This window comes from Cupriavidus sp. NPDC089707 (assembly GCF_044748965.1).
Lineage (GTDB): Bacteria > Pseudomonadota > Gammaproteobacteria > Burkholderiales > Burkholderiaceae > Cupriavidus.
This window is the reverse complement of the sequence record NZ_JBIVHB010000001.1, coordinates 61426-74963: the sequence shown is the minus strand read 5'-3', so window position 1 is coordinate 74963 and position 13538 is coordinate 61426. Positions and strand designations below refer to the sequence as shown.

12 protein-coding genes and 1 tRNA gene are annotated in these 13538 nt (G+C 66.6%); 10 read left to right on the top strand and 3 right to left on the bottom strand.

Annotated features, from left to right (window positions below):
• Nucleotides 1–61 precede the first annotated feature (61 nt).
• The 4 genes from hprK to ACIP1U_RS00370 all read left to right on the top strand — a co-directional run bounded on the left by hprK (nt 62) and on the right by ACIP1U_RS00370 (nt 3363).
• Nucleotides 62–1033 (top strand): HPr(Ser) kinase/phosphatase, encoded by a 972-nt coding sequence (hprK, locus tag ACIP1U_RS00385; protein WP_063236682.1) that lies wholly within the window; start codon nt 62–64, stop codon nt 1031–1033.
• Nucleotides 1034–1240: 207 nt separating this feature from the next.
• Complete coding sequence (locus tag ACIP1U_RS00380) at nt 1241–1573, top strand: PsiF family protein (protein ID WP_400310325.1); 333 nt, start codon at nt 1241–1243, stop codon at nt 1571–1573.
• A gap of 124 nt (nt 1574–1697) precedes the next feature.
• Nucleotides 1698–2585: an RNase adapter RapZ gene (rapZ, locus tag ACIP1U_RS00375; protein ID WP_400310322.1), complete on the top strand. Its 888-nt coding sequence runs from the start codon at nt 1698–1700 to the stop codon at nt 2583–2585.
• 109 nt (nt 2586–2694) lie between these two features.
• Nucleotides 2695–3363, top strand: coding sequence for an LON peptidase substrate-binding domain-containing protein (locus tag ACIP1U_RS00370; protein WP_400310320.1), 669 nt, complete (start codon nt 2695–2697; stop codon nt 3361–3363).
• Nucleotides 3364–3387: 24 nt separating this feature from the next.
• Here ACIP1U_RS00370 and mutY read toward each other — a convergent pair whose 3' ends face one another.
• From mutY to mutM, 3 genes are all read right to left on the bottom strand, one after another.
• Nucleotides 3388–4572 carry an A/G-specific adenine glycosylase gene (mutY, locus tag ACIP1U_RS00365; RefSeq protein ID WP_400310317.1) on the bottom strand — a complete coding sequence of 395 codons (1185 nt, stop codon included), beginning with the start codon at nt 4570–4572 and terminating at the stop codon, nt 3388–3390.
• A gap of 152 nt (nt 4573–4724) precedes the next feature.
• A complete protein-coding gene (locus tag ACIP1U_RS00360) occupies nt 4725–6674 on the bottom strand; it encodes a dynamin family protein (protein ID WP_400310314.1) in 1950 nt (649 codons plus the stop codon).
• A gap of 292 nt (nt 6675–6966) precedes the next feature.
• Entirely contained in the window at nt 6967–7842 is an 876-nt protein-coding gene (gene mutM, locus ACIP1U_RS00355) for a bifunctional DNA-formamidopyrimidine glycosylase/DNA-(apurinic or apyrimidinic site) lyase (RefSeq protein ID WP_400311701.1), read from the bottom strand.
• 152 nt (nt 7843–7994) lie between these two features.
• On the opposite strand from mutM, the gene ACIP1U_RS00350 reads away from it, so the two are divergent.
• The 6 genes from ACIP1U_RS00350 (at nt 7995) to ACIP1U_RS00325 (ending at nt 13501) form a co-directional block, all read left to right on the top strand.
• Entirely contained in the window at nt 7995–9956 is a 1962-nt protein-coding gene (locus ACIP1U_RS00350) for a tetratricopeptide repeat protein (protein ID WP_400310311.1), read from the top strand.
• Between the two features lie 105 nt (nt 9957–10061).
• Entirely contained in the window at nt 10062–10670 is a 609-nt protein-coding gene (gene lolB, locus ACIP1U_RS00345) for a lipoprotein insertase outer membrane protein LolB (RefSeq protein WP_400310309.1), read from the top strand.
• Entirely contained in the window at nt 10667–11551 is an 885-nt protein-coding gene (gene ispE, locus ACIP1U_RS00340) for a 4-(cytidine 5'-diphospho)-2-C-methyl-D-erythritol kinase (RefSeq protein ID WP_400310307.1), read from the top strand. Before lolB ends, ispE begins: the two co-directional genes overlap by 4 nt.
• A 74-nt stretch (nt 11552–11625) precedes the next feature.
• A tRNA-Gln gene (locus tag ACIP1U_RS00335) sits at nt 11626–11702 on the top strand.
• Nucleotides 11703–11799: 97 nt separating this feature from the next.
• Entirely contained in the window at nt 11800–12753 is a 954-nt protein-coding gene (locus ACIP1U_RS00330) for a ribose-phosphate pyrophosphokinase (protein ID WP_171514278.1), read from the top strand.
• A 133-nt stretch (nt 12754–12886) separates the two neighbouring features.
• Nucleotides 12887–13501, top strand: a complete 615-nt coding sequence (locus tag ACIP1U_RS00325) for a 50S ribosomal protein L25/general stress protein Ctc (protein ID WP_400310304.1) — start codon at nt 12887–12889, stop codon at nt 13499–13501.
• The last annotated feature ends 37 nt before the right edge of the window (nt 13502–13538 follow it).

The window sequence follows — 13538 nt, the reverse complement described above, 5'->3', positions numbered from 1 at the left end:
CGGGCCGGCACAGACCGGACAGGCACAGCGCCTGGCACACCGCCCCACACGTCATACCCGAATGGAACTCACCGGCGTCACCTCCCAGTCCATCTTCGACGACAACGCAGCCGACCTCAAACTCTCATGGGTGGCCGGCCTGGAAGGTGCGGACCGCGCCTTCGACGTGGAATTCGCCCGCGAGGCCACCTCCGCCGCGGACCTGGTGGGCCACTTGAACCTGATCCACCCCAACCGCATCCAGGTGCTCGGCAAGCCCGAGATTACCTACTACCAGCGGCTGGACGACGATATCCGCAAGCGCCAGATGGGCGAGCTAATCCTGCTGGAGCCGCCTTTCCTGGTGGTGGCCGACGGCATGGAGCCGCCGCCGGACCTGGAGCTGCGCTGCACGCGCTCTTCCACGCCGCTGTTCACCACGCCGGTGTCGTCCGCCGCGGTGATCGACCACCTGCGCCTGTACCTGTCGCGCATTTCCGCGCCGCGCGTGACCATGCACGGGGTGTTCCTCGACATCCTCGGCATGGGTGTGCTGATCATGGGCGAATCGGGCCTGGGCAAGAGCGAACTGGGCCTGGAACTGATCTCGCGCGGCCACGGCCTGGTGGCTGACGACGCGGTTGACTTCGTACGGCTGGGGCCGGACTTCATCGAGGGCCGCTGCCCGCCGTTGCTGCAGAATCTGCTCGAAGTGCGCGGCCTGGGCCTGCTCGACATCAAGACCATCTTCGGCGAGACCGCGGTGCGCCGGAAAATGAAGATCAAGCTGGTGGTGCAGCTGGTGCGCCGCAACGACGGCGAGTTCGAGCGCCTGCCGCTCGATTCGCAATACCTCGACGTGCTGGGCCTGCCGATCCATATGGTCAAGATCCAGGTGGCGGCCGGCCGCAACCTCGCCGTGCTGGTCGAGGCCGCGGTGCGCAACACCATCCTGCGCCTGCGCGGCATCGACACGCTGCGTGACTTCATGGACCGCCAGCGCGCCGCGATGCAGGCCGATGCGGTCTCGCGCGGCCAGGGCCGCCTGCTCTGATCGCGCTGATCGCGCTGATCGCGCTGATTGCGGCTGATTGCCCACGCCCGCGTTTTCAATTGCTTACAACAGCGGCCTCCCCCGCCGTCAACGCCGACATCCAGTGCGCCGTTTTGTGCTGTAATGGGCATCGAGCCCATTCCAAGGCCGCCGCGAGGTAACTCGCACCGTGCGGCCGTGATGTTTTCCACACCAAGGAGAGCAAGCATGAAGAAACTGATCACGATGTGCGCGCTGGTCACACCGCTGCTGGCATCCGTGGCCTTCGCCCAGTCGGCGTCGGCACCGGCGGCCCCGGCGAAGGACGCCGCCAAGGCGCCCACCGCGCAGCAGGAAAGGATGAAGACCTGCAATACGCAGGCGGGCGACAAGAAGGGGGACGAGCGCAAGGCGTTCATGAAGGAATGCCTGTCGGCCAAGCCGGACGCGGCGCCCAAGACCCAGCAGGAAAAGATGGCCGCTTGCAGCAAGGAAGGCAAGGGCAAGAAGGGCGACGAATACAAGGCATACATGAAGGAGTGCCTGTCGAAGTCGGCCTGAGGCAGGTCTTCTTCCGAGCAAGCCAAGTGATGGCGGACCGCGAGGTTCGCCATCGTTGTTTCCGGGTCAGCAGTCGTCCCGCTGTCATGACGCGGCCATCACGTGATGCTATGCTTCAGTTGCTATGCGCATCATCCTCATCACCGGCATTTCCGGTTCCGGCAAGTCCGTCGCACTGAACGTCCTCGAAGATGCGGGGTACTACTGCGTGGACAACCTGCCGGCGCAGTTCATCCCAGAACTGGTCCGCTACCTCTCCAGCCAGGGCTATACGCACCTGGGCGTTGCCACCGACATCCGCAGCCGCGAGTCGCTCGACCAGTTGCCCGATACCGTGCGTACGCTCGCCGGCGAGCACCAGGTCGAGGTGCTGTTCCTGACGGCCAGCTCGGATGCGCTGGTACAGCGCTACTCCGAGACGCGCCGGCGCCATCCGCTGTCGATCCGCACCGATAGTGGCGTGGTGAACCCCGGTGGCGAGCCGGCCTTCAACGACACCGCGCTGATGGAAGCGATCGAAATGGAGCGCGAGCTGCTGAGCCCGCTGGCCGAGGCCGCGCACCGCATCGATACCAGCAATGTGCGCACCAATACGCTGCGCAGCTGGATCAAGGAGCTGATCCGCAACGACAGCGAGCGCCTGACACTGCTGTTCGAATCGTTCGGCTTCAAGCACGGCGTGCCCAGCGACGCCGACATGGTGTTCGACGTGCGCTCGCTGCCCAATCCCTATTACGACCTGGCGCTGCGCCCGCTGACCGGGCGCGACACGCCGGTGATCGATTTCCTGCAGGCGCAGCCGATGGTGCTGGCGATGGCCGAGGATATCCGTGCCTATGTGGAAAAGTGGCTGCCGAGTTTCATCGCCGACAACCGCAGCTACCTGACCGTCGCCATCGGCTGTACCGGCGGCCAGCATCGCTCGGTCTATATTGCGGAAAGGCTCGCCAACTATTTCCGCGCGCATGGTAATGTGCTGGTGAGACACCGAGAGCTCGCGCCGGCGGGCTGACGCCAAGCGCGCGTGCCTGCGGGCATCGGCAGCGCGGTGTACGGTCCGGCGGCGCGCCGTTGCTGCATTCTGGCACCCCCCTGCATCCCCTTATGCACGCTGGCACCGCATGTCTTCCACCGACCTCTACCGCCCCACCACGTCCGCCGGGTCCGACCCCGAGCCGCAGACGCTAGACAACCTCCCGCTGTTCCCGCTGCACACCGTGCTCTTTCCCGGTGGCCGGCTGCCGTTGCGCGTGTTCGAGGCGCGCTATGTCGACATGGTGCGCAACTGCCTGCGCGACAGCACGCCGTTCGGCACCTGCCTGATCGAGAGCGGCGAAGAAGTGGCACGGCCCGGCAAGGCTACCGTGCCGGAAACAGTCGGCTGTCTGGCCGAAATCGTAGACTGCAACATGGAGCAACTCGGCGTGCTGCTGATCCGCGCGCGCGGGCGCGAGCGTTTCCAGATCATCAGCCACGAGACCCGCGACGACGGCCTGCTGGTGGCGCGTGCCGAAGTACTGCCCGCCGATATCATCGACTGCAAGCTCGAACTGCTGGGCGAATGCCTGGACGCGCTGCGCCGGATCGTGACGCGGCTGCATGCGGAGCAGCCCGACCGGATGCCGTTCGACGAGCCGTACCTGTGGGACGACCCCAGTTGGGTCGCCAACCGGCTGTGCGAACTGCTGCCGGTGCCGCTGAAAGCCAAGCAGATGCTGATGGCGCTGCCCGATGCGGGCATGCGCATCGAGATCGTGCACCGCTACATGCGACAGAACCACATCGTCTGAACGGCGCGGAGCCGCCTTCAGCCTTCAGAACAGGCCGCCGCGGGCCTGGTCCTCCAGTAGCCTGCGCACCGGCGCGGGCGTGCCCAGCGCATCGAGATCGTCGAGCGAAAGCCAGCGTTGCGTGGTTTCCGTGGTGGCTTCCGTGGCGCTGTCCTGCACCATCAGGTCACCGGCCCCCACATCGACGCGAATCGCGCGGATCAACAGGCGGAAGTGCGTGAAGACATGGGTCAGTTCGCCCGCCATCGCGGCGCGCACGGGGGCGCCGTAGACGCGGGCGTAGTCAAGCGCCGCGGCTTCGGCGGCTTCCGCATCGAAGGGCACGGTTTCGACCGGCATCTCTGGCAGGCTCCACAGGCCGCCCCAGATGCCGCTGTCGGGGCGCAGCCGCAACAACACTTCACGCTCGCGCCGCACCATCAGCATCACCGTGTTGCGCTCGGGGATCGCGGCGCGCGGCTTTGGCGTGGGCAGCACGCCGGTCAACCCGTCGCGGCGCGCCACGCAGTCGGCGGACAGCGGACACGCGCCGGCATCGACCAGGCACGCCGGCTTGCCGCGCGAGCAGACCGTCGCGCCGAGGTCCATCAGCCCTTGCGTATAGGCGATCATGTCTTCGGCCTGGCATGGGCCCGCTGCGGGCAGCGCGATCTCGGCCAGCTGCCACATGCGCGTTTCCACCGCGCGCTCGCCCGGATGGCCATGGATGCCGAAGCAGCGCGCAAACACGCGTTTGACGTTGCCGTCGAGAATCGGCGAGCGCACGCCGGCGCTGAAGGCGGCGACCGCCGCCGCGGTCGAGCGGCCGATGCCGGGCAGCGTCGCCAGCACCGCGGGATCGGTCGGGAAAACGCCGCCGTGCTCGCTGACCACCTGCATGGCGCAGCGGTGCAGGTTGCGCGCGCGCGAGTAGTAGCCGAGGCCGGCCCACAGCGCCATCACCTGGTCCGCAGGCGCTGCGGCCAGTGCCTGCACCGTCGGCAATGTGGCAACAAAGCGCTGGAAATACTCGATCACCGCGCTGACCTGGGTCTGCTGCAGCATGATTTCCGACAGCCAGATGCGGTAGGCGTCGCGCGTGTTCTGCCACGGCAGGTCGTGCCGGCCGTGGACGCGTTGCCAGTTGACGACCCGTGCGCCGAAATCGGGGGGCACGCGGAAGTCGTCGGGGATGGCTGCGGTGGCTCGGGGGGCGGACTTGCGGGGCATGGGGTACGGCCAGTGGTGTGAAGCGTAAGCGTTGACGACCGGCGTTGCATCGCTCTCGGGGGATGCGAACGTTGTCAGCAAAAAAAACGCCGCTATGCGCGGCGCTACATGATATACCGGCCCGGAAACCGATTCCCGTCAGCCGCTTCCCGTCACGCCACCGCCAGGCTCGCTTGCTCTGCCCCGGCCGCCGGCCGCAGCAACCGCTGCGCAAACCCCTCGATCTTCCCGCTGCGTTCATCCAGCCCGTTCAGCACTTCTTCGAGCTGTGCAATACGGCTTTCCAGCGTATCGGTCGCTTCATGGATGCGCTCGATCGAATCGACGCGCCGGCGCAACTGCTTCTGGTGCTCGCGCACCTGTGCTTCCAGCGGTGTCATCACCGACTTGAGCCACACTTCGATATCGCGGTTCAGGTCGCGGAAGTTCTCCAGCACGCGGCTGGCCATGGTGCTGAATGCATTCTGCACCAGTTGCGGCCGCGAGCGCGTCAGCATGCTGACCGTGCCGAAGTGCGCATGCACCAGCCGCAGCGTTTCCTGCAGTTCGGCCACGTAGCGCTCGGCGGTGAACTGCATCGGCGCGGGCAGCGTGAAGCCGTGTTCGGCATTGAAGCGCCGGTACATGCTTTCGATCAGCTGGTGCAGCTGGCCGATCTTGTTGTCGGCATCGGTTACCAGCGCGGTGAGCTGGGCGAACAGCGCATCCATGTCCTCGCGCAGGCCGCGCGAGAAGAAGCGTTCCTTCATCTGCTCGCGCGCGGCCCGCATGGTCCGGCGCACATCGCGCAGCTGCAGGCTCTTGATGATGTCGGCGCTGTGGCGGCCGAACACCAGCCGCAGCGCCTGGAACTTGCTGATGCTCTGCTCGAACTCTTCCTTCTCGCCCTGCACGCGCATCAGCATGTGCTTGACCATCGCGTGGTTTTTGCCGCGCAGCCCGCGCAGCTCGAACAGTTGCTCGACGATATCGCGGCGGCGGCTCTGCAGCAGCTGCTGCGCGGCGCGCGCCATGTCCTGCGCCTGCCGGTGGACCTGGTCGGAAACGATGTCGCGCCGCCGCGGGATCAGCTGGTCGGACAGCACATGCTCGAACTCGGGCAAGCCGCTGCGCGCCAGCAGCACGTCGTCGTGCGTGACCTTGGCCACCAGGCCCTTCTGCGCCGACACCGGATAGACACGCGCCTGCTCGATGCCCAGCACCTGGGCCGTACTCGAGACCTGCCGCCCGATCTCGCCGGCGATCTCGGACGGCTGGCGCAACGGGTCCCAGAGCCCGTCGATCTTGTTGAGCACGGCCAGGCAACCGCGCCGGTGGCCGGCATCCACGTGGGTGCGCCACAACTCCAGGTCGCTTCTGGTCACGCCGGCATCGGCGGCCAGCACGAACACCACCACGTGCGCGTCGGGGATCAGGCGCAGCGTCAGTTCGGGCTCGGTGCCGATCGCGTTCAGCCCCGGCGTGTCGAGGATCACCAGCCCCTGGCGCAGCAGCGGGTGCGGGAAATTGATCACCGCATGGCGCCAGCGCGAGATCTCGACCATGCCCTCGGCATCGACCGCGTAAGCGGCATCGGGGTCGCTCTCATGGTAAAGGCCCAGCGCCTCGGCTTGCTGCGGCGGCACGCGCACGGTCTGGACCACGTGCTGGAAGGCTTCGAGCATGCCCTCGGGAGAGGACGGGTCCAGCGGCACCGTATGCCAGTGTGCCGACGGGCCGGCCTCGAGAAAATCCGCGGTCGAGGCGTCCTGAAGCCTGGTTTCGATCGGCAGCAGCCGGATGCAGGGGGACTCGGCCTCGTCGTAGCGCAGCTCGGTCGGGCACATCGTGGTGCGGCCCGCCGACGACGGCAGGATGCGGCGCCCATAGTCGGCAAAGAAGATCGCATTGATCAGTTCGCTCTTGCCGCGCGAGAACTCCGCAATGAAGGCGACCTTGAGCCGGTCGCTGCGCAGCACGTTCTGGATGCGCTGCACGCGGTCGTCGGCCTGTGCGTCGTACAGGTCGTGCTGCTGCAGCCACGACTGGAATTCGGCCAGGGACTGGAGGACCCCCGTTCTCCAGGCGCCGTATTGTTCGAATTGGTGGGCGAGCGTTGTCATGGAGCTGTTCGGCTGACTCGGTTTTTGCCTCGGGGCCGCCGCCGGCGGAGGCGTGCCCGTGTTCCCGCACTGCCGGCCCGCCGCGATCCCCGGACGAGCCAATCTGTTCCATTTTTGTAACTTTTTATAACTGCGCACACGATACAGGTTTCCACGGCGGTTTTGTGGAATTCGCGCCCCTTGCGAACGGCGTGCGGGCAGAGTGTTGCGCCGAGCCATCGACAATCGCCAGCGGCGCGCATTGTGCGCCACACGGCGCATCGCAATGGCGCATTGCAACGGCAATCACCGGTCAATGCTGGCAGTTGGGGCAGTAGAAGGTGGAGCGCTGGCCTTGCACAATCTGCCGCACCGGCGTGGCGCAGATGCGGCATGGCTGGCCCGCGCGGTCGTAGACGAAACAATCGAGCTGGAAGTAGCCGCTGGCGCCGTCGCTGCCGACGAAATCGCGCAGCGTGCTGCCGCCGCGCTCGATCGCCTGCGCCAGGGTCTCGCGCACCGCCTGCGCCAGCCGGTCGCAACGCGCGCGGCTGAGGCGGCCGGCCGGCGTGGTCGGCCGGATGCCGGCGCGGAACAGGCTTTCCGACGCGTAGATATTGCCGACCCCGACCACGATGCCGCCGGCCAGCAAGACCGATTTGATGGCAGCACTGCGGCCGCGCGTGTGGCGGTGCAGCCAGGCGCCGTCGAAGGCAGCATCGAAGGGCTCGATGCCGAGCGTGCGCAGCAGCGGGTGGGATGGCAGTTCGTGCTCGGTCAGCGTGGTCCACAGCACCGCGCCGAAGCGGCGCGGATCGCGGAAGCGCAGCACCACCGGGCCCTCGGCGCCCGCTACACCCTCGGCACCCTCGGCCAGCACCATGTCCAGGTGGTCGTGGGCGCCTGGCGGCGGCGCCTGCGGCAACACCCTCAGCGTGCCGGTCATGCCGAGATGCACCAGCAGCCAGCCGACCGGTTCGGCGGCGTCGTCGCTGACACACTCGAGCAGCAGGTACTTGCCGCGGCGTTCGATCCGGCGCACCACGCGCTGCGCCAGGCGGGCTTCGAGGTCCGGCTCGACCGGCCAGCGCAGCCCGCGGTGGCGCACCGTCACCGCTTCAATGCGGCGCCCCACCACGTGCGGCAGCAAGCCGCGCCGGGTCACCTCGACCTCGGGCAATTCAGGCATCGAACCTTCTCCGTTGGTTACCGCTCCAAACTCCTGCCGGCCTTGCTGGCCATGGGCCAGCGCGCCGAGCAGCGCATTGTAGCGGCAGGCTACAATGCCTTTATCCATTCCTTCGCCATTCCTTCGCCAGCGCGCGCCGGAGCACTCGATACATGTCGGACCTGAAGTTGGACCTGACGCCGGACCTGATACCGGACGCCACATTGCAAGCCTCCAAGTGCGGCATCCCCGTACTCGAGGGCGCATTTTCGCGCACAGCAAGCGTCGCAGGAGCCTTTGCCAAGACCCGCCGCAACGCACGTGCGCTGGGCGCCGCGGCACTGCTCGCGGTAGCCGGCGCCGCGCATGCGGCACCTCCAGCCGGCGGCGTGCCGCTGCCGCAGCTTGCGCCGATGCAGATCGCCGCCTCCGACGACGCGCGCCCCGCCGGCAGCACCGGCAAATCGGCACGCAGCCAGCTGCCGTCGCTGGAGCTGACCGACGACATTGTCTATATGGTGCTGGCGGCCGAGATTTCCATGCAGCGCGGCCTGGTCGGCCCGGCCTACCGCACCTACCTCGAACTGGCGCGGCAGACCCGCGATCCGCGCTTCGCGCAGCGCGCAACCGAGATCGCCTTTAACGCGCGCATCCCGCAGCAGGCGCTGGACGCGGCGCGGCTGTGGCGCGAAATCTCGCCCAATTCGCCCGCCGCCGCGCAGGTTCTGTCGACGCTGCTGGTGCTGAACGGACGCTGGGACGATGCCCGCCCGCTACTGCAGCAACAGTTGGCCGCCGTGCCCGCCAGCCACCGCGGCGACGCCATTCTTCAGATGCAGCAGCAACTGTCGCGCACCAGCGATCCGGCCGGTGCGGCCGCGCTGATGCAGGAACTGACGCGCAACGATTCGAAACTGCCGGAAACCCACCTGGCGCTGGCGCGCGCGCGCGAAATCGCCGGCGACGTGCCGGGTGCGATCACCGCGCTCGACCAGGCGCTGAAGCTGCGCCCGGGCTATGAGGCTGCCGCGCTGATGGCCGCCGAGTTGCGCGCCGAAAAGGAGCCCGACGAAGCCGTCGCCATCCTGAAGCGCTTCCTCGACAAGTCGCCAGAATCGGTCAACGGCCATATCACGCTGGCACGCCTGTACCTGCTGCGCAACGACATGCAGGCAGCCCGGCAAGAGTTCGAGACCTTGCGCAAGGTGGCGCCCGCCGATCCGCGCGTGCCACTTGCGCTGGGGCTGACCAGCCTGCAGGCCAAGAACTACACCGAAGCCGAGCAATATCTGCAGGAGTACCTGCAGCTGGTCGAGAAGCAACCCACGGCCAATCCCGACATCGCCTACCAGTACCTGGCGCAGATCGCCGAGGAACGTAAGGACTATGCCGGCGCGATCCAGTGGCTGGACCGCATCGAGGACATCCGCCTGGCCCCCGCGGCCACCGCCAAGCGCGCGCAGTTGCTGGCACGCCTGGGCAAGCTGGACGATGCGCAGGCACTGTTCGGCGAGATGCTTGCCGATGCCGAGGAAATCCCCGACCCGGGCCAGCGCGCGCAGCGCGTCATGGCGATCCGCCAGGCCGAGGTAGCCACGCTGATGGAGACCAAGGCCTACGACCGCGCGCGCAAGCTGCTCAACGACCGCATCGCCGCCGAGCCCGAAAACGCCGACTGGATCTACGAGCTGGCCATGCTCGACGAGCGCCAGAAGCGCTACGACAGCATGGAAAAAGGCCTGCGCCGCGTAATCGCGCTGCAGCCGCAGCAGAAGCAGGGCTACAACGCGCTTGGCTACTCGCTCGCCGATCGCAACGAGCGGCTACCGGAAGCGCGCGTGCTGCTTGAACGCGCAACCGAGCTGGGCCCGGACGATCCCTACATCATGGACAGCCTGGCCTGGGTCAAATTCCGCATGGGCGAACTGCGCCCCGCAGCGGACCTGCTGCGCAACGCTTATGCCAAGGCGCCCGAAGCCGAGATCGGCGCGCACCTGGGCGAGGTGCTGTGGCAGCTCGGCGAGCACGAGGAAGCGCGCAAGACATGGACCGAAGCCATGCGCATCGATCCCGAGAACGAAACCCTGGTCGATACGCTGCGCAGGTACAAGTTCGACGTGCAGCTGGCCAAGTAACTAACCCCGTAACCCCGCTTGACGCGCTTGGGTTGCCAGGCGCGGCACGGGATTTCCGTCAGTCCGGCGGCCGCGGCCGCGCGCCGCCGCTCCACGACCATGCCCATGAATCGAACCAGACGCCTGGCACTGCTTTGCCTGGGCGCCCCGTTGCTGCTGCAGGCGTGCGCCAGCGTGGCACCGTCGCGCGGCTTTGATGCCGGCGAATCCAGCGCAAGCCAGCAATACACCGGCCGCTTCTCGGCCAACTACCAGCGCTACGGCCGCGACGAAGGCGTGGCCGGCAGCTTCCGCTGGGAAGAGCAAGGCCACAACGTGCGGCTCGACCTGGTCTCGCCGCTGGGCCAGACGCTGGCGGTGGTCACCGCCACGCCGTCCGGCGCCACGCTGGACCTGCCCAACCAGCCGCCGCGCAATGCGCCCGAGGTCGACACCCTGATGGAAGAGGCCCTCGGGTTCGCGCTGCCGGTGGCCGGCATGCGCGACTGGCTGCACGGCCGCGCCGCGCAGGGATCGCCCGCGCGCACCACGCGCGACGAGCAGGGGCGCCTGTCGACGCTGGCGCAGAACGGCTGGACCGTGCGCTACGTCACGTGGCAGGACACGCAGCCCGCAAGCACCGCCGCGGCGCTGCCGCGCCGCATCGACCTCGCGCGCGACTCCGGCAGCAATCCGCTGTCGGTGCGGCTCGTCATCGATCCCCGCACGCCATGACCCCTGACCGGACCCCGGCACTGCCGCCGCCCGAACTGCGCGACTGCCCCGCGCCCGCGAAGCTCAACCTGTTCCTGCACGTGACCGGCCGCCGCGCCGACGGCTACCACACGCTGCAGACGGTGTTCCAGCTGGTCGACTGGTGCGACACGCTGCATTTCCGCCGGCGCGACGATGGCATCGTGGCGCGCGTCACCGACGTGCCCGGCGTGCCCGCCGACAGCGACCTCGTCGTGCGCGCCGCGCGCGCGTTGCAGGCGGCTACGGGCACCCTCTTTGGCGCCGACATCGAGATCGACAAGGTGCTGCCGATGGGCGGCGGCATCGGCGGCGGCTCGTCGGATGCCGCGACCACGCTGCTGGCGCTGAACCACCTCTGGGGCCTGGGCCTGTCGCGCGAGGAACTGATGCGTATCGGCCTGTCGTTGGGTGCGGACGTGCCCGTGTTCGTGTTCGGCCAGAATGCATTCGCTGAGGGCGTGGGCGAACATCTGACGGCAGTGGAACTGCCCGAGAGCTGGTTCGTGGTCATCCATCCGAAACAACATGTACCGACGTCTGAAATTTTTTCGGACCCTCGCTTGACAAGGGATACGCCAATCTCCATAATTGCGGTCTTCGCTGCTCGCACAAACAAATTCGATTTCGGTCGCAACGATCTGGAACCGATAGCAACAGCGAAGTTCGGCGAAGTCGCCCGAGCCCTGGAATGGCTGAAGCAATACAATCAGCATGCCAGGATGACCGGCTCCGGAGCCTGCGTGTTTGCGCGTTTTCATGACGCAAAGACAGCGCAGCAGGTCCTGGAAAGGTTGCCTCCCGAATGGGATGGCAGGTGTGTGAGGAGTCTGGCACATCACCCGCTCGCAGCGTTCGCATAGCAAGTTATCGTTCGGCGCGGTATCGCCCTGTCAATCATGGCAGGTTGGTACCACGAAGAACGGCCCGGTTGTGTAGGGGAGTCGCCAAGTTGGTCAAGGCACCGGATTTTGATTCCGGCATTCGAAGGTTCGAATCCTTCTTCCCCTGCCATTACTTCCTATAGTGTCCTAACGGAACACGATATCTTCCAAGTCACCGGCTTCGCCGGTGACACCAAGCTCCCCCAGCAGCAAGACAGGTGCCCCGAATGAGCAGCGAAGGCTTGATGGTATTTACCGGCAACGCCAACCCCAAACTCGCGGAGGCTGTCGTACAGCACCTCGGCATTCCGCTGGGCAAAGCCCAGGTTGGTCGTTTCTCCGACGGTGAAGTCCAGGTTGAAATCCAGGAAAACGTTCGCGGCAAGCACGTTATCGTGCTGCAGTCCACCTGCGCGCCGACCAACGACAACCTGATGGAGCTGATGGTGATGGTCGACGCGCTCAAGCGCGCCTCGGCACGCAGCATCACCGCCGCCATGCCCTACTTCGGCTATGCTCGCCAGGACCGCCGCCCGCGTTCGGCGCGCGTGGCAATTTCGGCCAAGGTCGTGGCCAACATGCTGGAAGTCGCCGGTGTCGAGCGCGTGCTGACGATGGATCTGCACGCCGACCAGATCCAGGGCTTCTTCGATATTCCCGTCGACAACATCTACGCATCGCCGGTCCTGCTGGGCGACCTGCGCGAGAAGAACTACGGCGACCTGCTGGTGGTGTCGCCTGACGTCGGCGGCGTGGTCCGTGCCCGCGCACTGGCCAAGGAACTGAACTGCGACCTGGCGATCATCGACAAGCGTCGTCCCAAGGCCAACGTGGCCGAGGTGATGAACATCATCGGTGAAGTCGACGGCCGCAACTGCGTCATCATGGACGACATGATCGACACCGGCGGCACGCTGTGCAAGGCCGCCCAGGTGCTGAAGGAGCGCGGCGCGCTGAAGGTCTTCGCCTACTGCACGCACCCCGTGCTGTCAGGTGGCGCGGCAGCCCGCATCGCGGACTCGGCGCTGGATGAAGTGGTGGTGTGCGACACCATCCCGCTGTCCGAAGAAGCGGCAAAATGCACCAAGATCCGTCAGCTCTCGACCGCTCCGCTGCTGGCCGAGACCTTCACCCGCATCGTCAAGGGCGACTCGATCATGTCGCTGTTCGCGGGTTCCTGATAGAATTTACGGCTTTACTGCGTTGGCAGCCGTTTTGCGGCGGCCAACGTGACTTGATCGGCGCTGATTCTCTTGTTTGCGCCGCAACGAGGCTGTCTGGTCGCGGACAGCCTTCTTTACTTTTGGAGTCATCATGAAAGTTGTCGCTTTCGAGCGTAGCGTACAGGGTACGGGTGCGAGCCGCCGCCTGCGCAATTCGGGCAAGACCCCCGGCATCATCTACGGCGGCGCCGCCGAGCCGAAGATGATCGAACTGGATCACAACGCACTGTGGCACGCCCTGAAGAAGGAAGCGTTCCACTCGTCGATCCTGGACCTGGAAGTCGCTGGCAAGTCGGAAAAGGCCCTGCTGCGCGCATTCCAGATGCACCCGTTCAAGCCGCTGGTGCTGCACGTCGATTTCCAGCGCGTGTCGGCCAACGACAAGATCCACGTCAAGGTACCCCTGCACTTCATGAACCAGGAAACCGCTCCTGGCGTGAAGCTGGGCCACGGCCTGGTCAACCACATCGTCAACGACCTGGAAGTGTCGTGCCTGCCGGCCGACCTGCCTGAGTTCATCGAAGTGGACGTCGGCGCGATGGAGCTGGGCCAGACCCTGCACTTGAGCGACCTGAAGCTGCCGAAGGGCGTGACCGTCATCACCCACGGTGACGACAACCCCGCCATCGCCAGCATCTCGCTGCCGGCTGGCGCTGCTTCGGCCGCCGAAAGCGCCGAAGGCGAAGGCGAAACGCCGGCTGCCTAAGCTGCTGCTGCGGCCGCGGCCCATGGGCCGCGCCACG

Bases quoted from the DNA above. Each gene is read 5' to 3' on its own strand.
- hprK (WP_063236682.1), top strand. From the start codon at position 62: ATGGAACTCACCGGCGTCACCTCCCAGTCCATCTTCGACGACAACGCA.
- ACIP1U_RS00380 (WP_400310325.1), top strand. From the start codon at position 1,241: ATGAAGAAACTGATCACGATGTGCGCGCTGGTCACACCGCTGCTGGCA.
- rapZ (WP_400310322.1), top strand. From the start codon at position 1,698: ATGCGCATCATCCTCATCACCGGCATTTCCGGTTCCGGCAAGTCCGTC.
- ACIP1U_RS00370 (WP_400310320.1), top strand. From the start codon at position 2,695: ATGTCTTCCACCGACCTCTACCGCCCCACCACGTCCGCCGGGTCCGAC.
- mutY (WP_400310317.1), bottom strand. From the start codon at position 4,572: ATGCCCCGCAAGTCCGCCCCCCGAGCCACCGCAGCCATCCCCGACGAC.
- ACIP1U_RS00360 (WP_400310314.1), bottom strand. From the start codon at position 6,674: ATGACAACGCTCGCCCACCAATTCGAACAATACGGCGCCTGGAGAACG.
- mutM (WP_400311701.1), bottom strand. From the start codon at position 7,842: ATGCCTGAATTGCCCGAGGTCGAGGTGACCCGGCGCGGCTTGCTGCCG.
- ACIP1U_RS00350 (WP_400310311.1), top strand. From the start codon at position 7,995: ATGTCGGACCTGAAGTTGGACCTGACGCCGGACCTGATACCGGACGCC.
- lolB (WP_400310309.1), top strand. From the start codon at position 10,062: ATGAATCGAACCAGACGCCTGGCACTGCTTTGCCTGGGCGCCCCGTTG.
- ispE (WP_400310307.1), top strand. From the start codon at position 10,667: ATGACCCCTGACCGGACCCCGGCACTGCCGCCGCCCGAACTGCGCGAC.
- ACIP1U_RS00330 (WP_171514278.1), top strand. From the start codon at position 11,800: ATGAGCAGCGAAGGCTTGATGGTATTTACCGGCAACGCCAACCCCAAA.
- ACIP1U_RS00325 (WP_400310304.1), top strand. From the start codon at position 12,887: ATGAAAGTTGTCGCTTTCGAGCGTAGCGTACAGGGTACGGGTGCGAGC.